The sequence below is a fragment of the Deltaproteobacteria bacterium genome (assembly GCA_022340465.1).
Lineage (GTDB): Bacteria > Desulfobacterota > Desulfobacteria > Desulfobacterales > B30-G6 > JAJDNW01.
Window position 1 is genome coordinate 1 of sequence record JAJDNW010000059.1, and the last position, 21,081, is coordinate 21,081.

20 protein-coding genes, 1 tRNA gene, 1 rRNA gene and 1 other RNA gene are annotated in these 21,081 nt (G+C 53.7%); 1 reads left to right on the top strand and 22 read right to left on the bottom strand.

Annotated features, from left to right (window positions below; all coding sequences use genetic code 11):
- From LJE94_09120 to LJE94_09225, 22 genes are all read right to left on the bottom strand, one after another.
- Positions 1-131: ribosomal RNA gene (locus LJE94_09120) — 16S ribosomal RNA — on the bottom strand; the annotation flags it as partial.
- Positions 132-625: 494 nt separating this feature from the next.
- Positions 626-1,912, bottom strand: coding sequence for a tyrosine--tRNA ligase (gene tyrS / locus LJE94_09125; GenBank protein MCG6910270.1), 1,287 nt, complete (start codon positions 1,910-1,912; stop codon positions 626-628).
- A 236-nt stretch (positions 1,913-2,148) separates the two neighbouring features.
- Positions 2,149-3,711, bottom strand: coding sequence for a ribonuclease Y (gene rny, locus LJE94_09130; GenBank protein ID MCG6910271.1), 1,563 nt, complete (start codon positions 3,709-3,711; stop codon positions 2,149-2,151).
- A 216-nt stretch (positions 3,712-3,927) separates the two neighbouring features.
- A non-coding RNA gene (gene ssrS / locus LJE94_09135) (6S RNA) lies at positions 3,928-4,108 on the bottom strand.
- A 152-nt stretch (positions 4,109-4,260) separates the two neighbouring features.
- Positions 4,261-4,542, bottom strand: a complete 282-nt coding sequence (locus tag LJE94_09140) for a cell division protein ZapA (protein ID MCG6910272.1) — start codon at positions 4,540-4,542, stop codon at positions 4,261-4,263.
- 50 nt (positions 4,543-4,592) lie between these two features.
- The gene (locus tag LJE94_09145) at positions 4,593-4,844 is read right to left on the bottom strand and encodes a hypothetical protein (protein ID MCG6910273.1); all 252 of its coding nucleotides are present in this window, start codon (positions 4,842-4,844) and stop codon (positions 4,593-4,595) included.
- A 61-nt stretch (positions 4,845-4,905) separates the two neighbouring features.
- A complete protein-coding gene (locus LJE94_09150) occupies positions 4,906-5,655 on the bottom strand; it encodes an NTP transferase domain-containing protein (protein ID MCG6910274.1) in 750 nt (249 codons plus the stop codon).
- A 111-nt stretch (positions 5,656-5,766) separates the two neighbouring features.
- Positions 5,767-6,180: a F0F1 ATP synthase subunit epsilon gene (locus LJE94_09155; protein MCG6910275.1), complete on the bottom strand. Its 414-nt coding sequence runs from the start codon at positions 6,178-6,180 to the stop codon at positions 5,767-5,769.
- An 18-nt stretch (positions 6,181-6,198) separates the two neighbouring features.
- Positions 6,199-7,614, bottom strand: a complete 1,416-nt coding sequence (atpD, locus tag LJE94_09160; protein MCG6910276.1) for a F0F1 ATP synthase subunit beta — start codon at positions 7,612-7,614, stop codon at positions 6,199-6,201.
- Positions 7,615-7,693: 79 nt separating this feature from the next.
- Entirely contained in the window at positions 7,694-8,584 is an 891-nt protein-coding gene (gene atpG, locus LJE94_09165; protein ID MCG6910277.1) for an ATP synthase F1 subunit gamma, read from the bottom strand.
- 106 nt (positions 8,585-8,690) lie between these two features.
- Positions 8,691-10,208: a F0F1 ATP synthase subunit alpha gene (gene atpA / locus LJE94_09170; GenBank protein ID MCG6910278.1), complete on the bottom strand. Its 1,518-nt coding sequence runs from the start codon at positions 10,206-10,208 to the stop codon at positions 8,691-8,693.
- The gene (locus LJE94_09175; GenBank protein MCG6910279.1) at positions 10,208-10,759 is read right to left on the bottom strand and encodes a F0F1 ATP synthase subunit delta; all 552 of its coding nucleotides are present in this window, start codon (positions 10,757-10,759) and stop codon (positions 10,208-10,210) included. Before LJE94_09175 ends, atpA begins: the two co-directional genes overlap by 1 nt.
- Positions 10,759-11,337 carry an ATP synthase F0 subunit B gene (locus LJE94_09180; protein ID MCG6910280.1) on the bottom strand — a complete coding sequence of 193 codons (579 nt, stop codon included), beginning with the start codon at positions 11,335-11,337 and terminating at the stop codon, positions 10,759-10,761. The genes LJE94_09175 and LJE94_09180 overlap by 1 nt, the downstream gene beginning before the upstream one ends.
- A gap of 41 nt (positions 11,338-11,378) precedes the next feature.
- Positions 11,379-11,927, bottom strand: a complete 549-nt coding sequence (locus LJE94_09185; GenBank protein MCG6910281.1) for an ATP synthase F0 subunit B — start codon at positions 11,925-11,927, stop codon at positions 11,379-11,381.
- 167 nt (positions 11,928-12,094) lie between these two features.
- Positions 12,095-12,466, bottom strand: coding sequence for a polymer-forming cytoskeletal protein (locus tag LJE94_09190; GenBank protein ID MCG6910282.1), 372 nt, complete (start codon positions 12,464-12,466; stop codon positions 12,095-12,097).
- Positions 12,467-12,568: 102 nt separating this feature from the next.
- The gene (gene rodA / locus LJE94_09195; protein ID MCG6910283.1) at positions 12,569-13,675 is read right to left on the bottom strand and encodes a rod shape-determining protein RodA; all 1,107 of its coding nucleotides are present in this window, start codon (positions 13,673-13,675) and stop codon (positions 12,569-12,571) included.
- A gap of 51 nt (positions 13,676-13,726) precedes the next feature.
- Positions 13,727-15,613, bottom strand: coding sequence for a penicillin-binding protein 2 (gene mrdA, locus LJE94_09200; GenBank protein MCG6910284.1), 1,887 nt, complete (start codon positions 15,611-15,613; stop codon positions 13,727-13,729).
- On the bottom strand, positions 15,614-16,129 hold the full coding sequence (gene mreD, locus LJE94_09205) for a rod shape-determining protein MreD (GenBank protein MCG6910285.1): 516 nt from the start codon (positions 16,127-16,129) through the stop codon (positions 15,614-15,616). It lies immediately after the preceding gene.
- Complete coding sequence (gene mreC / locus LJE94_09210) at positions 16,126-16,962, bottom strand: rod shape-determining protein MreC (protein ID MCG6910286.1); 837 nt, start codon at positions 16,960-16,962, stop codon at positions 16,126-16,128. Before mreC ends, mreD begins: the two co-directional genes overlap by 4 nt.
- 76 nt (positions 16,963-17,038) lie before the next feature.
- Entirely contained in the window at positions 17,039-18,082 is a 1,044-nt protein-coding gene (locus tag LJE94_09215; GenBank protein ID MCG6910287.1) for a rod shape-determining protein, read from the bottom strand.
- Between the two features lie 277 nt (positions 18,083-18,359).
- Positions 18,360-19,433 (bottom strand): beta-lactamase family protein, encoded by a 1,074-nt coding sequence (locus LJE94_09220; protein MCG6910288.1) that lies wholly within the window; start codon positions 19,431-19,433, stop codon positions 18,360-18,362.
- 25 nt (positions 19,434-19,458) lie between these two features.
- Entirely contained in the window at positions 19,459-20,373 is a 915-nt protein-coding gene (locus LJE94_09225; protein ID MCG6910289.1) for an LD-carboxypeptidase, read from the bottom strand.
- A gap of 180 nt (positions 20,374-20,553) precedes the next feature.
- Between LJE94_09225 and LJE94_09230 the strand changes: the two genes are divergently transcribed.
- Positions 20,554-20,630 (top strand) — tRNA-Pro (locus tag LJE94_09230).
- Positions 20,631-21,081 lie beyond the last annotated feature (451 nt).

A 21,081-nucleotide genomic window follows, 5' to 3' on the forward strand; every position in this document is an offset into this window, starting at 1 on the left:
AGATTACCCACGCGTTACTCACCCGTGCGCCACTTTACTATCTTCTGCAAGCAGAAGAGTTCTCGTACGACTTGCATGTGTTAAGCACGCCGCCAGCGTTCATTCTGAGCCAGGATCAAACTCTCCAATTAAATCGTATCAGCTGCTGTAAAAGCAACGAATTAACAAAAGACCCAACTCTCAAATAATGTGTCACTATTTAGTTTTCAAAGATCAAGCATTCGGCCTGACATGGCCGCAGGTAACTAAAAAAGTCTATATACATTTTTTAGCCACCCCCTGTCAACAACTTTTTTTATTTTTTTGCAAAGAACAATTTGAAATAAAAACGTGATCGAGTGATCGACAGGTCAGTCCACCATTAGGCGAACCCTGTAAATATAGTCTTTCAAGGCTGGCCTGTCAAGACTATTTGTCACTTTTTTTAAAAGATCCTCGACGGTGCGGATGTCGTCCGATCATCGAAAACGAGCCGCTTTTTACACTCCACCCGGCGGCTTGTCAAGCAATAAAATCGTGTGCCACGATTTTATGAAACGCGACTACGTCGCTCCTTGCGAAATACAAAACGGCAATCCTCGCAAAGAGCCTGTTTGGTGCTTTTGTTCATTTGAAATACGGGGTATTAATCTCTCGCCACGATTTTGTGAAACTTTTTTTTGCCCGACCGCAATAGGATTTCTCCGTCTGAAAGATCCTTTTCCGACACCATTTGATCGATGGCGCCAACACGTTCGTTATTGATATAGGCACCGCCCTGCTCGATGAGGCGCCTGGCTGCGCCCCCGGAATTTACCAGGCCGGTAAGCTGAAAGACTTTGAAAGCCGGCAGCCCGTTGACAAGGTCCTGCCGGGGAAGTGCGGTAGCCGGTACGGTGTCACCATCCAGGCCTGCATCGTCCCTGGGTATCGAGCTCGATGACAGGATGCGCCTGGGGATGGACCTGCCACCGAAGACGCTTGCAGCCGAGCGATGGGCCTTGACGGCTTCCTCGCTGCCGTGCACCAGACTCGTTGTTTCAAAGGCCAGTACGGCTTTGGCCATGTTCAATTCGGCGTCCTTCAGATGCCGGATGCCCCTGATCTCATCCATGGGCAAAAATGTGTACAGTGCCAGGAATCTCTGTATATCCCTGTCATCCACATTTATCCAGTATTGATAATAATCGTAGGGGGTTGTACGCTCCGCATCCAGCCATACGGCACCACCGGCTGTTTTCCCCATTTTTTCACCACTGCTGGTGGTGATCAGCGGCGAGGTGATCCCGTAAGCCTGTTTCCGCTGCATTTTGTGAATCAAGTCGATGCCTGAAACGATGTTGCCCCACTGATCGCTTCCGCCCATCTGCAGCTTGCAGTTCCTGGTTTTAAAAAGCTCCAGAAAATCATAGGCTTGCAGGATCATGTAATTGAATTCCAGAAAACTGAGGCCCTCTTCGGAGTCAAGACGCATTTTACAACTCTCCATCTTGATCATGCGGTTGACGCTGAAATAGCGGCCGACATCCCTCAAGAAATGGATGTAGTTCAGGCCCACCAGCCAGTCGGCATTGTTCAGCATGAGGGCCCTATCATTGGAAAAGTCTATGAATTTGGACAGCTGTTTTTTCAGGGCGGCCACGTTTTCGGCAATGGTTTCCATTGTCAGCACTTTTCTCATTTCGGTCTTGCCGCTGGGGTCGCCCACCAGGCCGGTCCCGCCGCCCACGAGGGCAATGGGCTGGTGACCGTTGCGCTGCATATGGGCCAGCATCATGATCTGAACCAGGCTCCCGATGTGAAGGCTCGACGCCGTCGGGTCGAAACCGATATAGCCGGTGACCCTTTCTCTGTCGAACAGCTCCCGCATCTCCGCGTCGTGCGTTTTCGCTTCAATAAACCCGCGCTCTTCTAAAATATCCAGAACGTTCATTTAGCTTTCCTTTATCACCACATTGATGCTATTTCTCAACAATAGGCGCTCTTTCCAATATTAATGGTGTAACTGGCTTCGCCGTAATTTACTTCGTGCAATTCGCTTCGCTGTAATTTGCGCCGACGCGCCTTATTCATTGTAGCCCATTGCTCTCGGCTAACAGCAACCATAAGTTACGGCCGAAGGGCTAATACCGGCCGCAAGCCAAATTTCGCGTGAAGCGCAAATGACGCCTACTTGTTGGCGTATTCGACCGCGCGGGTCTCCCGGATGACCATCACCTTTATCTGGCCCGGAAATGTGAGGGACTCCTCTATTTTTTTAACGATATCCCGACTCAAAAGAATGGAGTCCTCATCCGAAATGACGTCGCTCTGCACGATGACGCGCAGTTCCCTGCCGGCTTGGATGGCATATGTGTTGGCGACACCATTGAAGCTGTTGGCGATGGCTTCGAGGTCCTCCAGACGTCTGATGTAATTTTCCAGAAGCTCCTTTCGGGCACCCGGCCGGGCTCCTGAAAGCCCGTCGGCCGCCTGCACGAGCAGGGCGTATACCGTCGCGGGCGGAACATCTTCGTGGTGAGCCGCGATGGCGTGCACCACCCGGTGGGACTCACCGAATTTTTTGGCGAGTTTTGAACCGATAACCGCGTGCGGCCCCTCGACTTCGTGGTCGATAGCCTTGCCGATGTCGTGCAGCAATCCCATGCGTTTCGCCAATTTCTCCTTCAAACCCAGCTCGGCGGCCATAATACCGCACAACGAACCGACCTCGACCGAATGCTGCAGGACATTCTGCGCATAACTCGACCTGAATTTAAGCCTCCCCAGGTATTTGATCAACTCAGCGTTGATGCCATGCACACCCAGATCAAAAGCCGCCTGCTCGCCTGCCTCCTTTATGGTGACATCCACTTCCTGCTCAACCTTCTTGACGACATCTTCGATCCGGGCCGGGTGAATTCTGCCGTCGGATATCAATTTCATGAGCGACAGCCTCGCCACTTCCCGCCGCACGGGATTGAAACCGGACAAAATGACCGCTTCGGGTGTATCATCAATAATGAGATCGATTCCGGTGGCGGCTTCGAGAGCCCGAATGTTCCGGCCTTCCCGCCCGATAATTCTTCCCTTCATCTCGTCCGAGGGAAGCTCGACAACGGAGACCGTTCTTTCGGCCACATAATCTCCGGCATAGCGCTGAATGGCGGTCGCTATGATTTTTTTCGCTTTTTTATCAGCCTGCTCTCGGGTTTCGTTCTCGATGCGCTTGATCATTTTGGCGCCTTCATGGCGCGCTTCGTTTTCCATGGCTCGAATCAAAAGCTCTTTGGCCTGTTCGGCCGTCAGACTCGAAATAGCCTCGAGCTGCCGCTTTTGCTCCTCCACCAGGTGCCTGTATTTATTTTCATTGGCTTCGATGTCACTGGTTCTCTTTTTCAGATTTTCTTCCGTCCTGGAAATATCATGATCCCTTTTTTCCAGCTGTTCGAGCTTTTTATCGATATTCTCCTCTCTTGAAATCAGCCACCTTTCCTTCTTTTGCAGCTCAGAACGCGTTTCCTTGGTTTCCGTATCAAATTCGCTCTTCATTTTGAAAAGCCGGTCCTTGGCTTCCAATTGGGCTTCCTTGAGCAGCGTTTCCGATTTTCGTTTGGCGTCTCTGATAATATTCAGCGCTTCCTCTTTTGCAGCCCGCAGTTTCCCGGCCACCACTCTTCCCCTGATCAGATAGGCGATTAGAAAACCGGCCGCAAACCCGCAAACAATCAATATCAAATTGTAATCTTTCATTGTTTCGTCTCCATATATAAATTTCCATGCCCGGCGATGCTTGTCGGGGCATGAAACGTGATTGCTTAACCTGAGTCGAGCCCTTCTCAGATAAAGGGAATTGGGTAAAGAAATAAGGAAAGGTATCGGCGGGTGATGGCGATCCCGCCTGACTGGTGTGGGAACTGCTTCAGGCGGCTCTATACCATGGTCTAAAAAGTACGCATGGAAATCGGATGAACCCCCACCACAGTGCCGTGTTGGCAGGCCTTTGAACCTATCGAATAAAGTGGGCGCCTTTTTGTTTCTTCAGGCTTTTCTGTAAAACCAGAACGTGCACACCAAAACAAGTGAAAGCTCCCGAAAGATAAGTGTTGGGTCAAAGAACATCTTCCAATCACGAACACGGCAGGGGGTCATCCTTTCAGTAACCGCATAAAATAGAAGCGTTGCTTCATCTCCGGCGATCGACAGAAGAGATTCAAACCAAACAGTCGCCATTAGAGAAGTCCGGGAAACGCATTCGCACGACATACAAAGACTATGATCCTGAACGGATCGGCAGCACCATCATGTAGCAACCGTATTCAGCGATTCCAGCAATCCGGTTGCCTTCTCTTCCATGGTTTCCAAAAAATCCGCTTGATTTTCCTTCATCTCAAAATATTCATTCGCTATATTCAGCGCTGCCAGTATCAATATTGCCCTTTTACTGATCGTCATTGATTCGTCGGACAGTTGACTTTCCACCTTGTTAACTGCTTCCTTCAGGTAGTCCGCCACTTCTTTTGCTTTGGAAATATCTTTGTCTGCCTTAAAGGTAAATGGATGCCCGAAAATTTCTATGGTCACGTGTTGGTCCAATGATTATAAAATTACCTTCCCTTAAAAGATGCTTTTATTCATTGCTCCTGACCGGTTTCTGTCACGCCCTCCAGCCTTTCCATCAAATTGTCAATTTTAGTCCGAATCAAGGCCTTGACTTCGGCATGGCGGCCTTCGCTCTCCTCTTTTTCCCGGAGTTGGCTCTCCAGCCGTCCGACTTTGTCGCTAAGCTCGGCATTCGCGGCTTCAAGTTCTTTGCAGGCCCCTATAAGTTTCTCCACTCTTTTTTCAATTTCATCGAACTGATTCAGTATCGTATTGTTGTCCAAGAATTCACCTCATTCGTTGTTGTTCAGTATAATCTTTTAATTCACTCAAAGTCAAGATTTTTCATATTGTCTTTTCTTTCAGCACGTTCTCGACAAATTCAAGGTCATCGACCGAATTGACACCTGAAACTTCCAGGTTGTCCTCACCGACCAGAACGCCCATCTTTTCCTGGCGTTGATAGCCGATACCGATAATGTCGGTCAGATAAAACTCCCCTTGGGCATTGTCGGGAGTCAGTTGCCTCAAAGACAGTTTCAGAAATTCGCGATTAACACAATATATACCTGAATTTATAAGTGTAATTTCCTTTTCGGTTTCCGACGCGTCGGCCTCCTCCACGATCCTGGACAAATTGCGCTTTTCATCGACAACGACCCGGCCATACCCCCGGGGCTGCTCGACATTGACGGCAAGCAGCGAAATCGTGCGCGCATTGCTCCTGTGATCCTCCAGAAGCCTTGCCACTGTCTTTTTTCGCAAAAGGGGAACGTCGCCACACAGAATCAGGACATGCTCGACAGATTCGGGAATCCCCGGCATCGCGCACAGAACGGCATGCCCGGTGCCCAGTTGACGCTCCTGATGCGCAAACCGCACCCCGGGGATTGCCGCCGAACAAATATGCATCACCGCCTCGGCCTGGTGCCCGACTATCACCAGGACGTTTTCTTCCGCCACACCGGCTGCCGTTTCAAGCACGTAGCTGATCATGGGGCGGCCGAGAAGGGGGTGCAGAACCTTGGCCTTGTCCGATTTCATACGGGTGCCGAGTCCTGCGGCCAAAATCACGGCGGCGACATTCGTGCCCATCGTTTCCTATACCCCCAGTAAAAAAAGGGTAAACCGCCATAATGGTTTACCCTTTTTAATTTTAGATATCATTATGTTATTGGTGATGACTCACCACAACATACGAAAGTTTTATCGCGTCTGTGCAAGCTTGAGCCTCTGCAGCGCCCGTTCGAGCGCCGCTTTCGCCCTGGTAAAATCGACCGATTCTTTTTTGCGTTCCGCCGCCAGCCGTTTTTCCGCACGTTCCATAGCGGCTTTGGCACGCTCTAAATCGATGTCGCGCCTCCGCTCTGCCGATTCGGCCAGAACGGTCACCTTGTCCGGAAGCGCCTCGGCAAACCCGCCGCTCACAAAAACAAAGCGCTCCGCGCCACCGGCATCGGTGTATCGCAGGGCACCTGTCTTCAATGTCGTGAGAAACGTTGTGTGGCCGGGCAGTACGCCGAACTCGCCCAAGTTGCCGGGGGCAACCACGATCTTGGCTTCTTCATCCACGACAGCCATTTCTGGGGTAACCACTTCTAGTTTTATGTTTTGGGCCATGCTTTAAAACCTCTTCGCTTATTCCTCGGACAGTTTCTTGGCCTTCTCGAGCACGTCTTCGATGTCTCCGACCATGTGAAAGGCCTGCTCAGGAATATCGTCGTGAACGCCGTCGATAATTTCCTTAAATCCCTTAACCGTGTCTTCTATTTTGACATAAGAGCCCGGCGTGTTGGTGAACACCTCGGCGACATGGAAGGGCTGGGACAGAAATCTTTCCAGTTTACGGGCCCTTGAGACGGTGATCTTGTCCTCGTCGGAGAGTTCGTCAATACCCAGAATGGCAATAATGTCCTGGAGCTCGGTGTATTTCTGCAGAATCTGCTGCACGGAGCGCGCCACATGATAGTGTTCTTCACCGATGTAAGCGGCATCCAGAATGCGTGACGTAGAGTCCAACGGGTCCACAGATGGATAAATGCCCTTTTCCACCAGTTTACGCGAAAGCACCACGGTTCCGTCCAGATGGGCAAATGTGGTTGCCGGGGCCGGGTCCGTCAAGTCGTCCGCCGGTACGTAAACGCACTGGACAGCGGTGATCGATCCCTTGTCGGTTGAGGTGATCCGCTCCTGCAGCTCACCGAGGTCAACGGCCAGTGTCGGCTGGTAGCCAACGGCCGAGGGCATCCGTCCCAACAGGGCGGAAACTTCGGATCCGGCCTGGGTGAAGCGGAAAATGTTGTCGATGAAGATCAGCACGTCCTGCCCTTCGACATCCCTGAAATACTCGGCAGCCGTCAGGGCCGACAGGGCGACTCTCGCCCGTGCGCCGGGAGGCTCGGTCATCTGGCCGTAAATCAAGGCAGCCTTGGGAAGAACGCCGGCTTCCTTCATTTCATGATATAGGTCGTTGCCTTCGCGGGTTCTCTCCCCCACGCCGGCAAACACCGAAATACCGCCGTGCTGCAGGGCGATGTTGTTAACCATTTCCATCATGATAACGGTTTTGCCCACGCCTGCGCCGCCAAACAGTCCCATTTTCCCGCCGCGGGGAAACGGAACCAGGAGGTCGATAACCTTGATCCCGGTTTCGAGCACGCGGACGGTGGTATCCTGCTCTGTAAACTTGGGCGCTTGACGATGGATCGGAAGGGTCTTCTCCTGGCTGACCGGCCCGAGTCCGTCAACCGGACGCCCCACAACGTTGAGAACACGTCCGAGACCGGCTTCCCCGACCGGCATCATGATCATTTCGCCGGTGTCTTTGACTTCCTGACCGCGGGTCAGTCCATCGGTTACGTCCATAGCGATGGTCCTTACGACATTGTCCCCCAGATGCTGGGCTACCTCGACAACAAGATTGTCCTCTTCGTCGCTGATGGCCGGGTTGGAAATCAGAAGAGCCGTATAAATCGTCGGCAGATTGCCCTGCTCAAATTCGACGTCGACGACAGGTCCTAATACCTGCGTTATTTTACCTATGTTTTCTCCCATCAAAAGACCTCCAAATGTTATCTGTTTTCCGCTACCCGGTGCTGGGGATGAGCAGCACCCGGTGGCTGTGGTTCAATCATCAACCTTTCAACGCTTCGGCGCCGCCGACAATGTCCATAAGTTCCGCTGTAATCGCTGCTTGGCGCGCTTTGTTGTACGCCAGGGTAAGGTTTTCCAGCATGTCGTTGCAGGCCTTGGTGGCGTTGTCCATGGCGGTCATTCGTGCGGCATGCTCACTCGTGGAGGTTTCCAGCAGTGCGCTGAACAACTGCACGTAGACGTTCCGGGGCAGCAAGTCGCTCAACAATTCCTCGGCGGAGGGCTCACAAATATGCTCCGCCAGGTAAGGTGCGTCCGCATCGGCTTCCTGGTCCTCCTTCTCGATGGGCGGAATGGGCAATACCTGTTTGGCGACAGGCAGTTGCCTGCCCATGCTCACGAACTCCGCGTAGACGACATACACCTCGTCATACCTATCTTCCAGGAATGCGTCCACCAGTTTGCGTCCCTCGGTGGAAGCGACGTTGAACCCAATCTTGGTTCCAATGACGCCCAGATGTTCGTCGACCCTTTCAAAGCCGTTTTTCCGACACCAATCCCTTCCCTTTTTTCCGAAATTGGTAAAGGAAAAGGTAACGCCTTCGGCGGCCTTTGCCTGCATCAGCGCCTTTGCCTTTTCGGCGATGTTCACGTTGAACCCACCGCACAAGCCCCTGTCCGAAGTACACATAACGATGTGTATCTTCTTGGCATTCTCCCTGGGGACCAGCAGGGGACTGGCCTCGTCACCGGCCTTTTCGGCCAGGCTTCCCAGCACTTCGGCAAATTTCCCGGCATAGGGGCGGAAGTTTTCCATGCTGTCCTGCGCACCCCTCAGGCGGGAGGTAGCCACCATATTCATGGCCTTGGTGATTTGTTTCGTCTTTTTAACAGCGGATATTTTCAGCTCGACGTCTTTTAAACTTGGCATTTAACTTGGCCCTTATCTAAATTATCGCTTACGATTTTACGTGGAATCCTGGTTATCCTTCCTGTCAATTCAGCCCAACGCGGCATGGCGCCCGCGGTTTTCCAGGCTATTTGATCGTATCTTTGAACTCTTCGTTGTAAGCGGTCAAAGCCTCTTTGAGCGTGCCCTCGATATCGTCGGTGATTTCCTCTTTTTCGGCGATGTCCTTGTATAACTGCGGGTAGCGCTCTTCTATAAAGGTGTAGAGACCTAATTCATATTTTTCCACGACATTCGCAGGAAATTTATCCAGAAAGCCCTTGGTTCCGGCGTAAAGGATGATCACCTGTTTTTCCAGCGAAAGCGGCTGGTACTGCGGCTGCTTCAGCACCTGCACCAGGCGTTCCCCGCGCGTTAGCTGGCGCTGGGTTGCGGCGTCCAGGTCGCTGCCGAAAGCGGCAAAAGCTTCGAGCTCCCTGAACTGGGCCATGTCCAGCCGCAGGGTACCGGCCACCTGTTTCATGGCCTTGACCTGGGCGGAGCCACCCACGCGTGAAACCGAGAGGCCCACGTTGATCGCCGGGCGGATACCGGCAAAGAACAGGGCCGGTTCCAGGTAAATCTGCCCGTCGGTAATCGAAATAACGTTCGTCGGAATGTAGGCGGAAACGTCGCCGGCCTGGGTTTCGATGATCGGCAGGGCGGTCAAGGAACCCGCCCCCAGTTCGTCGTTCAGCTTGGCAGCGCGCTCGAGCAGTCTGGAATGGTTGTAAAAAATGTCGCCCGGGTACGCTTCACGACCCGGCGGACGCCGCAGCAGGAGAGAGACCTGGCGATAGGCCGCGGCCTGCTTGGACAAGTCGTCATAGATAATGAGTGCGTGCTGTCCCTTGTCGCGAAAGTATTCACCCATAGCACAGCCCGCGTAAGGCGCCAGGTACTGCAGCGTCGCGGGGTCCGAGGCGCATGCCGACACGATGGTGGTGTATTCCATGGCCCCGTTTTTCTCCAGTACGGCGTGCACCTGGGCCACCGTGGACTTCTTCTGCCCGCAGGCCACGTAAATACAGTAAATGTCGGTGTCCTTCTGGGCAAGAATAGCGTCGATGGCGCAGGCCGTCTTGCCGATCTGCCGGTCACCGATGATCAGCTCGCGCTGGCCGCGACCAACCGGGGTCATGGCGTCCACCGCCTTAAGGCCGGTGTACATGGGCTCGTGCACGCTTTTTCTGGCAATAACACCCGGGGCGACCATCTCCACCCGGCGGAACTCCTGGGAATCGATGGGCCCTTTCCCGTCCAACGGCTCCCCCACACCAGAAACAACGCGGCCCAGTACGGCCTCGCCGACCGGCACCTGGGCGATCCGGCCGGTACGCTTGACCATGTCACCCTCTTTGATGTGGATGTCTTCGCCCATAACTGCAATACCCACATTGTCCTCTTCGAGGTTCAGCACCAACCCGAGAATCCCGCCGCCAAACTCGACCAGCTCCAGCGCCATGGCTTTTTCGAGACCATACACCCTGGCGATGCCGTCACCTACAGACAGGACCACGCCGGTTTCGCTGAGTTCAACTTTCTTGTCATAATCTGTGATCTGCTCTTTAATAATCTGACTTATTTCTTCGGCTCTTAGTTCCATTAGACACTTTCACCCCTTTTTAAAGATTCTCTCATATTGAGTAGCTGTGTTTTTATGCTTCCATCCAAAACAAGATCCCCGATCCGGGTCACGATGCCGCCGATGAGGGTCGGATCATGTTCGATCTTCAGTACGATATCTTTACCCGTCCGCTTGGACAGGGATTCACGAATCTTCTCGACGGCCTCGGATGAAAGCTCGGTGGCCGAAACCAGGCTGGCCCGCGCGACCCCCTTGAGCTCGTCGGCCAGCTTCTGGTAGAACTCATTGATATTGCCGATAAATCCCAACCGGCCTTTCTCGAAAACCAGCAGCAGAAACGAGTTCATCACCTTGGACAGATTCATCTTTTCGATGACCGATTCCAGTACCTTCCTGCGCCCGGCGGCGTTGTAGAGGGGATTGACCAACGCCTGCTCCAGCGTTTTTTCCCTCTGTATCAGTTCTGCAATCCTGTTCAGCTCTTCCTTGTAGGTTTCCGTTTGACCGTCCTCCTTACCTATCATCAGAAGCGCCTTGGCATAACGCCTTGCAACAGCTAAATTTTTCACTATGCCACCACCTTCTCTAAGTATTCGTCAACCAGTCTGTCCTGATCTTCGGCATTGATTTTTGTCTTGATGATTTCTTCGGCTTTGGCCAGCGCCTTCTGCAAAATCTCTTCCTGCAGTTGATCCTTGGCCTGCTGAAATTCGTGCTCGATGTGTTTTTTGGCCTGTTCTTCCAGCTTTACGGCCGTCGCCTCGGCCGCTTCTATAATGCGTACCTTGGCTTCTTCGCCCTGCTTTACGTATTCCGCAATCAGCCCCTCGGCTTCCTTATCCAGCATGGAAAGCCGTTCGTTGTATTCGGACAGCTGCTTTTCGGCTTCGGCTTTTTTGGCCTCCAATTCCTCGAGCTGCTCCTTGATGCCCGTTATGCGTGCATTCAATGCGTTCGACAGGGGTTTTTTGAGAAGAAAGAAAAGCGCGATGAAAAGCACGGCAAAATTCATGACACGGTAGGTATCGGTGGCAATCCACCCCTTGGGAGCCGCTTCACCATGGCCCTCGCCGCCCTCTGATGCAAAAACAGCGCCTAGGTTGAATACCAGCAGCGCCACCACCACCATAACCGCACATGAAAGCATTACCTTCTTATTATATTTCCGGTGAAAACCAGAACACCTCATCAGACAGCCCTCCCGAGTATCTTTTCACTGATAATGTCCGCGAAGCTGTCGACCTCTTTGATCAGTGCTGTCTTCACGGCTTCCGTGTCTTCGGCGATTTTGGCCCTCACCCCGGCAAGGTCGGCCTGGGCCTGATCACTAATCTTGTCGATGATGGCTTTTTCTTCTTCGGAAGCTTCCTGAAGAAGCGCCTCCTTTTGTTTCAGCCCTTCTCCCCGGGCGTCCTTCAGGCCTTTGGCAAAAGCTTCATCCTGGGATGTCGCCTCCTTCTGGGTGCTGTCGATATTCTCCTCGAGACCCTCGATTTTGGCCTTGCGTTCCAGCAGTATTTTTCTGATGGGTTTGAAAAGGAGGATGTTCAGTATGAAGATCAGGAAGATAAAGTTGGCAACCTGGACGAGAACGGTCCAATCGGGAATGACGGTAATACCGCCTGCTGCGAAGGCGGAGCCGGCAGGATTCAAGAGCAATGCAGCCGGGAGCCACATCAGATGGATTTTCAGTATCCGCTTTAAATTCGGGATTCGGAAAATATCCGATTTTTGCATATAGGAGCCTCCGTTCTGTAACTTATATTCGGGATTTGCAGCGGCACACCGCTACTGGATATGATCCAAACTCGGCGGTCTATAACATCACGCACAATTAATTGTCAAAGGTTTTTTGTAAATTTTTTGGCCCCTGAAACAGCTGTGAACATGGATTCGCCAAGGCCTCAGTCTTCTTTTACCGGAGGCGCGGAAGGCTTTTCCATTATGCATTTTCCATTGAAGACGACCCCCGATTCGATACTGATGACCGGTGCCTTAACGTCGCCGGTGATACGCGCGGGCGGATACGCTTCGATGCGTTCCTTGGCCTCGATGCTACCGTGGACCTCACCCTTGACGATGATATGGTCCACCTGAACTTTAGCCTGAATCACCGCCTTGTCGCCGATGATCAACGTTCCCCCCCGGCTGTTGATCTGCCCCTGCACGTTTCCGTCGAGGCGAATGGTACCCTGAAATTCGATTGTTCCGTCCACACTGGTTCCATGGCCCAAAAAAGTGGATATGGTGTCTGATGATTGTTTTTCCTTTTTCATATTCTCCTCGTGCAGCGGTTCCCGGTATAAGGTTTTCGGTATACGGCTAAAGGCTCAAGCCCACATTTCACGTTTAACATCTCACGTCTCACGTCTCACGTTTCAGCTTTTCTCAAACATGAACCGCCGCATGCTGATGTTCATCAGGATGCCGATGCACACCATCATGGTGACGATGGACGACCCGCCGTAACTGACAAAGGGCAGCGGCACGCCGACCACCGGCATCAGCCCCATGACCATCCCGATATTGATCAGCACCTGCCAGGCGATCAGTGCGGTAACACCCACAGCCAGGATGGTTCCGAAATTGTCCCTGCAGCCGTAGGCCACGTTCAACCCCCATAGAATAAGGAGCAGAAAGAGTATCAAGAGAACGGAGGACCCCAGGAAGCCCCATTCCTCCGCCAGTACGGAAAAAATGAAATCCGTGTGCTGTTCCGGCAAAAAAGAGAGCGCATTCTGGGTGCCCTTGAGGAACCCCTTGCCCCCTATCATACCGGACCCGATGGCGATTTTGGATTGGATGATATGGTAGCCGGCTCCCAAGGGATCCCTGTCCGGGTTCAGAAATGTGAGAATACGCTGCTTTTGATAACCCTTGAGAAAAAACCAGACCAGAGGCACGGAAACCATGCCGGTGACCAGAATGCCGACAAACGTACGCCTTTCGATCTTGACGAAAATGGTCACGGACGCGGCGATCAGCACAATGAGCATGGCGGTGCCCAGGTCGGGCTGTTTGACGATCAGGACAAACGGAACCAGGGTGTAGACCACAGGCGTAATCAGCCCCTTCAGGGTCATGCCCCGTTCGTTGGCATACTGTGAATAATACCTTGCGAGCACGATTATCACGGCCACCTTAGCGATTTCAGACGGTTGGATGGATATCGGCCCCAATATCAGCCAGCGCTTCGAGCCGCCGGCCAGTTTGCCGAAAATCAAAACAGCCAACAGCAGGCCGTTGGAAGCCGCGTAAATCACATCCGCCCATTTTTCGATGCTTTTGTAGCTGATCAAAAACGAGACGATCATGGCTGCAAAGCCGATTCCGTACCACATCAACTGCTTCACATAAAGGGTATGGGGTGCTGTACCGCCTGCGGTTACCGCGCTGTAAAGGGTCGTGAGACCGCAACCAGCCAGCAAAACCACCAGCCCCAAGAGCCCCCAGTCAAAATATTGCACCAGGCGCCGGTCGAACATCATGATCTGACTCCTTCCTAAGTCGAGCGTCCTTTATTATATGGGTGCCGTCTATCCGTTTGCCGATTTCGCATCCGTCTCTTCGGCATGATCGACAAGCGCATCCTCCCCCAGATTGTCCAGGTAGAACTGAATAACCGCCCTGGCGATGGGCGCCGCCGCCGACGATCCATGCTCGCCGTGCTCCACGATGACGGCCACGGCTATGCGGGGCGCTTCTGACGGCGCATAAGCCACGAACCATGCGTGATCCTTAAAGCGGTGCGCGTCCTCGACTTCGGCCTTCGAACCGTCTTCCCTGCCTTCATCTCTGGCCACGACCTGAGCGGTTCCGGTCTTCCCGCTCATTTCAAAGCCCTTCAGGCGGCTACCCCGGGCGGTTCCCCTTTTGCCGTTGACCGCCCCCCACAACCCATGCCGGACGATGGCAAGGGTTTCGGGCTTGATATTGATGCGGTTGGTCACATGGGGCTCCCCGCTCTCCAGCACATTCCCGTCCGCCGTTTCTATGGCGCTGACGATAAGCGGGCGATACAGGGTTCCACCGTTGGCGATTGCGGCGATCAGGGTGGACATCTGCAGGGGCGTTACCAGGTCGAACCCCTGCCCGATGGCAATCGGCAGCGTCTCCCCTCTCTGCCATGGTTCGCCGAAGCGCTTGCGCTTCCATTCCGACGTGGGGATCAACCCCCTGGCCTCGTTGTCCAGCTTTATCTTCGTACGCGACCCCAGGCCGAGCGCCCTGGCATATTCGGCCAGCTTGTCAACGCCTACGGCTTCGCCCACCTGGTAGAAAAAAACGTCGCATGACTCGGAGATGGCCCTGTAGATGTCGACCTCGCCATGTCCGCCCCGCCGCCAGCACCTGAAAACCCGGTTACCGAAAACATAGTGCCCGGGGCAATTGATGATGGTGTCCTTGTCGATTACGCCTTCTTCCAGGCCGGCGATGGCCGTGACGATTTTATAGGTCGATGCGGGCGGGTATTCCCCCTGCAGCACTTTGTTGGTCATGGGATGGTCCGGATTGGACAACAGGCTGTTCCACTCGTCGTGGGACAGGCCGCTGACGAAAGCATTCTGGTCAAAGGTCGGATTGCTGACCATGGCCAGAATTTGCCCGTTTTCCGGATTTATCGCCACGACAGCACCCACCTTGTCCCGCAGCAGCGATTCGGCCAGCTTCTGAAGCCTGGAATCGATGGTCAGGAAAAGATTCTTCCCGGGGCGGGCGTCCACGGTTTTCAGCACGCGCACCACCTGCCCCCGCACATTGACCTCCACCTGCCGGCCACCCCGCTCCCCCCTCAACTGGTTCTCGTACGATTTTTCCACTCCGAACCGGCCGATGTAGTCGCCGACCCGGCACGCTTTGTATTCATCCGATTCGAGTTCGTCGGCATTGATTTCGCCCAGATACCCGATGAGATGGGAAGCGTGCATGCTGTTTATGTAATGCCTGACAGGCCTGATGTTGATGACCACGCCCGGCAGGTCATACCTGTGGACCTCCACCGTGGCCATGGCATTGCGGCCGATGTCCCGCTTGATAAAGATGGGCTTGTAGGAGGGCACGCCTTTGGTCGACTTGATTTTTTCTTTTATCTCCCCGACGGGTATGTTCATGTAGTCCGCCAGTTTACTGACGGTCTCGTCCAACGGCTTGGCATCCTTCAGTATTATCCCCAGGTCGAAGGATGGCCGGTTGTCGACCAGGGGGGAGCGGTTGGCGTCAAAAATAAGCCCCCGGGGAGCGTCCACGCTTTGCAGCCGAATGCTGTTGTTCTGGGACAGCCGCCGGTAGTCCCCCCCTTCGATGATCTGCAGATAAAACACCCGCACGAACAAAACGGAAAAGGCCACCGCTATGCATAGAACCACACCCGTGGTGCGTTGGTTGAACCAGTCGCTGTTAACCGTTTTGAGATAATGTTTCAATTAGGCGAACTCTTTTTCCCTGGATTTAACAAACTTTTCCAACCTGTCGTCCACATATCTGATCGACAGAATCACTATCGGCCCGGTGAACAAGGCCCACAATGCCTGGCCGGCAACGGTCGTGAAGGCACTTTCCGGGATGGTCGCGCCGGTGTCCAGAAGCGCCGTGATGCCGAACATGACGAGATTTTCAAAAACCACCCCGAAAAGGGCCACCACCGGTAAAAGCAGGAGATTGTTTTTGCGTATGAAAAGGGTCATGCCCGTCACGCACAGGTAAAGCCAAAAATAGACGGTCGCATACATGCCGAAAATCCCCCCGGAGAAGACGTCCATGACCATACCGAAAAATAGAACCATGGGGATGCTTTCTCGGGGAGACCTGAAATAAGCCAGATAGATGACAAAAACGACCAGAAGGTCATAAAAGCTCGACAGCAGGTCTGAATAAGGTGCGATGGTGGTTTGGAACACCACCATGCAGAAACAAATCAATATGTGAAAGATGTAAATCATTGGTCAACGATATCGGGCTTCTCCGGCGGATCGAGGACAATCAGCACCTCTTCGAGCTTTTCGAAATCGGCATAGGGCGTCACCGACAACTGCTGAAAAATGCCCGAATCGGGCCGGTTGACCTCATCGACATATCCGATGCGGATACCTTTGGGAAATACGCCGTCCAGGCCGGAGGACACGACCACATCGCCGACGTGAATATCGTGTTTGCGCAGCACGTACTGAAAGAGGAGCCGCCCTGACGCCTCGCCCTTGACGATGCCCCTGGCCCTGTTGCGCTGGATCAATGCATCCACTGCGCTGTTCTGGTCGATAACCAGCAGAATTTTGGCATATTTTGCTGAGACCTCGGTGACCAGCCCGGCAATGCCTTCCGCAATCACCACGGGCATGCCCCGGGCGACACCTGCCTGGCTGCCTTTATTGACGATGATGGTCTTGAACCACGGTGACGGGTCCCGGCCGATCACCTCGGCCGCCACCACTTTCTTCTGCAGAGCCTCTTTGAATTCAAACAGTTTTTTCAAACGCGCATGGGAAAGCTCCATTTCGATCAACTGGTTGTTTCTCGCTTCCGCCTCCTGCAGGGAGCGGTTCAAGCGGACGTTTTCCTTCGAAACCGATACCAGGTCAAAATAGTGCTTCCAGATATTCTTGACGAAGTTGATGCTGTTGGAAACGACTTCCTGAAAAGGCGAGATAATGGAAATGGTGACGCGACCGATCCCTGTTGAAGACGTCTGGCGCTTGCTGTTGACGGACAGGACGATGACATTGACGGCGATCAGAACGATGGCCCCAACGATCATGACCATTTTCTTTGAAAACATTAAATCAGCGACCTCCGGCAGAGCCAGGGGCATGAGGATGGGCGATGATATGAGCCCAATCTGCCCTCGGCGCTGATTAGGTAATGATGACCTGTTTGAGTATTTCGATGCTGTCGAGCGCCATACCCGATCCCAGCGCCACGGTCGACAGGGGGTCTTCCGTCACGGTAATGGGCAGACCGCTCTCTTCCCGCAGGAGCTTGTCCAGGTTTTTAAGCAGGGCGCCGCCGCCTGTCAGCACAATACCGCTGTCCACAATATCGGCCGCCAGTTCCGGGGGCGTTTGCTCCAGGGCGATTTTTACCGTTTCCACGATGGCATCGATCTGTTCCGAAATGGCGACCCGGATCTCCTCCGAATCGATAGCGAGAATCTTGGGAATGCCGCTCACCAGGTCCCTTCCCTTGACTTCGATGGTGGAGATGTCCTGGGGGTCCGGGTAAGCGTTGCCGATGGTGGTTTTTATGATTTCCGCGGTTCGCTCGCCGATGAGAAGATTGTATTTCCTTTTGATGTATTGGATGATTGCCGAGTCCATCTTGTCCCCGGCCACCCTGAGCGAACGGCTGTACACGATACCCGCCAGGGAGATGACCGCCACTTCCGTGGTTCCGCCGCCGATGTCCACGACCATGTTGCAGGTCGGTTCCGTAATGGGGAGGTCGGCGCCGATGGCCGCCGCCATGGGTTCCTCGATCAGGAACACTTCACGGGCTCCCGCCGATTCAGCCGATTCCCTGACCGCCCTTTTCTCCACCTGGGTGATGCCGGAAGGCACGGCGATGATAATCCTGGGTCGGACGAACGTACGCCGGTTATGCACCTTTTGGATGAAATGGCGCAGCATAGCCTCGGTGACTTCGAAATCTGCTATCACGCCGTCACGCATCGGACGGATGGCGACGATGTTGCCGGGCGTCCTTCCAAGCATGTTCTTGGCCTCCAAACCCACGGCCAGCACCCTGTTTTTCAGACGTGCATCGGTTCGGACCGCTACGACCGACGGTTCGCTCAGGACAATGCCCTTGCCCTTGACATAGACCAGTGTGTTTGCCGTTCCCAGATCGATGGCCAGGTCGCTGGAAAACACGCCCAGAAATTTGTCGAAGAAAAAATTCATAATCCCTCGTTTCTGTAATTATGCTGAAATGAGCCCACAGATGATGAGGATCGCCTTCGATCCGATACCGCCGTGTGAACGGCACGCGTGACATTCCAGGCACGGTTTGGATCGCAAGAGAAGATCGGTTTTCCCTCCTCATTAAAGCGTAACAGCTATCAAAAATATCAGGCAATTACAACAACAAATTATGAGTGAAAGCCAAATGACCTGCGCAGCACCAATGACAACCGGAGGCGTTTGACCGCCGAAGGCCCAATAGCACGCAACGCATTAATTACAAGACGGTTTCCATGACCGCATCGTGTATTTGCGGTCTGAAGATTTTGATCTTTTGGTTCTCGCGGGTAGGGTGAACGCGATTGGTCAGCAGCACGATGATAATCTGGCGGTCGAGATCCATCCAGAAAGAGGTGCCGGTGAACCCGAGGTGTCCGACGCTGTTATCCGAAAAATAGCGCCCGCTCGCGGATCCCTCCCGGCTCGGTCTGTCGAACCCCAGGGCGCGTTCACCACCCGGGTTGAAATTCAGAAAGGCGCGCACCCCTCCACCGGACAGCACCTTGCTGGAAGCATTGCCGGAATAGGCACATGCGAGATCCCAAAGAAGCGTGTGGACGGCGGCCGCAGTCCCGAAAAGGCCGGCGTGCCCGTCGACGCCGCCGACGGCAAAGGCATTTTCGTCGTGCACCTCGGCGCATACCAGCCTTTTTCGCCAGGGGCATATTTCGGTGGGGGCGAACTCGTGGCCCGCCCGCAGGCTTTCCGCCCTGAGAAAGAACAGGTCCCCTATCCCCATGGCACGATAGATCTCCCCTTCGACCAGCTTGTCGAGTTTAGAGCCGGCGGCCTCCTCCACCATCCGGCGCAGCAGCATGAACCCCGGATCGCTGTAAACGGTATTCCCGCCGGCAGGAGACACGAGGGGCTCGGCAAGCAGCTTTTCCACCAGCTCTGCATCCCTCTCGACCGCCGTTTGGCCGCAAAGCTCGCGAAAGTACGGCCGGTAATCCGGCAGCCCCGAGCGGTGTGCCAGAAGATTTTCCACCGTGATGGCGGCTTTTTCCGTTTCTCGGAACGCCGGCAGGAGCTCTCCGACCTGCCGGCCGGGGGCCAGCTCCGCCCGGTCGATCAGGTGGATGACCGCCAGGGAGGTGGCCAGCGGTTTGGTGAGCGAAGCCAAGTCGTAAACGGTGTCCAGACGGACCGATTTTCCCGACCCGTAGTCTGTCCTGCCGAACGCCTCCCCCACGACGATGTCACCCCGCTTTGAAGCTATCAGTACACCGCCGGGAAAAACCTTGTTTTCAAGCGCATTGTTGATTAGTTCTGTTATGGATTCCGCCACCATTGCAATCTTTTTACCTAAGTTCGACTCAAGTCACCGCCGGTTCCAGGAATGCCAGCCGCTGCCGTTCGGTATCCAGCTCTGCCGGAATGCCCAGGGGAATCGTCCGGTTGACGGGGCCGTGGCCGATGGCGAACCCGGAGAGTATCGGGATGTCCACGTCGTTAAAAATATCCATGACGATCTTCGACACGTCGCCGGGCGGGCCGCAATCATCGAACGTCCCCAGGGCCAGGCCGGCCATGCCCTCGAAACAGCCGGCCATGCGCATGTGATAGAGCATGCGGTCGATTCTGTACGGTGCTTCGCCGATGTCCTCGAGGAAAACGATTCTGCCCCTGAAATTCGGCGCGTACGGTGTTCCGACCAGGTGGCACAGGGTTCTCAGATTCCCGCCGGTCACGATCCCGGTGCAGCGACCCGGCCGGAGTGTCTCTCCCCCGTTAGCCTGGAGTTCGATCGGTTCGTTCGACGTCATGGCCGCGGCCAGGCTCCCTTGCGTCTCCTGGTCGCCTTTGCCCAGGGTGGTGAGCACGGGCCCGTGAAATGCCACTGCGCCGCCCCTCTCCACCATGGTCACCAGCAGGGCGGTGATGTCGCTGAAGCCGATAAAAAATTTGGGGTTGGCCTGAAGCGCGTCAAAAGCGATATGATCCAGCAGCCTCATAGAGCCGTATCCGCCCCGGGCACAGAAAATACCGTTGACATTTTTATCGCTGAGCATCCGGTTCACCAAACCAGCCCGGTGGCGGTCGGGGCCGGCGAGAAACCGGCCCTGCCTGGACAAGCCGTCGGGAAGGAACACCCGGTACCCCATGTTCTCAAGCACGGCCACACCCTTTTCAAAAAGTGCCTGGTCAAAGGGGCTCGCAGGTGCGACCACGCCGATGGTGTCACCGGGCGTAAGACGGGGAGGCTTTTTAATCGTTTGCTGCCGCACCATTATGATCCGTAATTTAAAAAAAGATACAGTGAAAGAAACAAGCAAAAACCTTAATCCATTAAATTTAAACATAAAATTAATGCTCAAGCAAATATTAATTTCAAGCGGTTAAAATAGACGCAATCTTGCGGGGAATGGTTGACAGGTCTTCGATGGGGTGCTAATAGGGTTTGTTTGCGTCGGGGCGTAGCGCAGTCTGGTAGCGCACTTGAATGGGGTTCAAGGGGTCGGAGGTTCAAATCCTCTCGCCCCGACCAAATTATACTTATAATATTAATAAGTTATGCGAATGCCGATTTCATCAGAAATCGGCATTTTTGCGTTTTGTGACCAAACTGTGCCCAACAGGATTTTAGGTGAACGTTTTTACCTTATATGTTAGAGGGTAAATTGATTGGTTTTATGGTATCTGTAACGAAGCCTCTATGTGAGCCGGAGGTGATAACATCCATCGGTACCATCTATTATTTCATGCCGAAAGGCACGATGGCCTCCATATATCTGTACCACAGAAGCACCCATTTCTTGACCCCTCTTTCCAAATAATGTATGTATCTCATATTCCACCTAAATCACACTTGATCTGAAGCTGAATTTCCACAATTGAGCCTGAGTTAATCTCATTCTCGACCTGTTCTTACCTTTCCAAGACGTATCATCTTCAATTAACCTACAATTGCAGAAATGAAGGTGATCTCCATGCCCAAT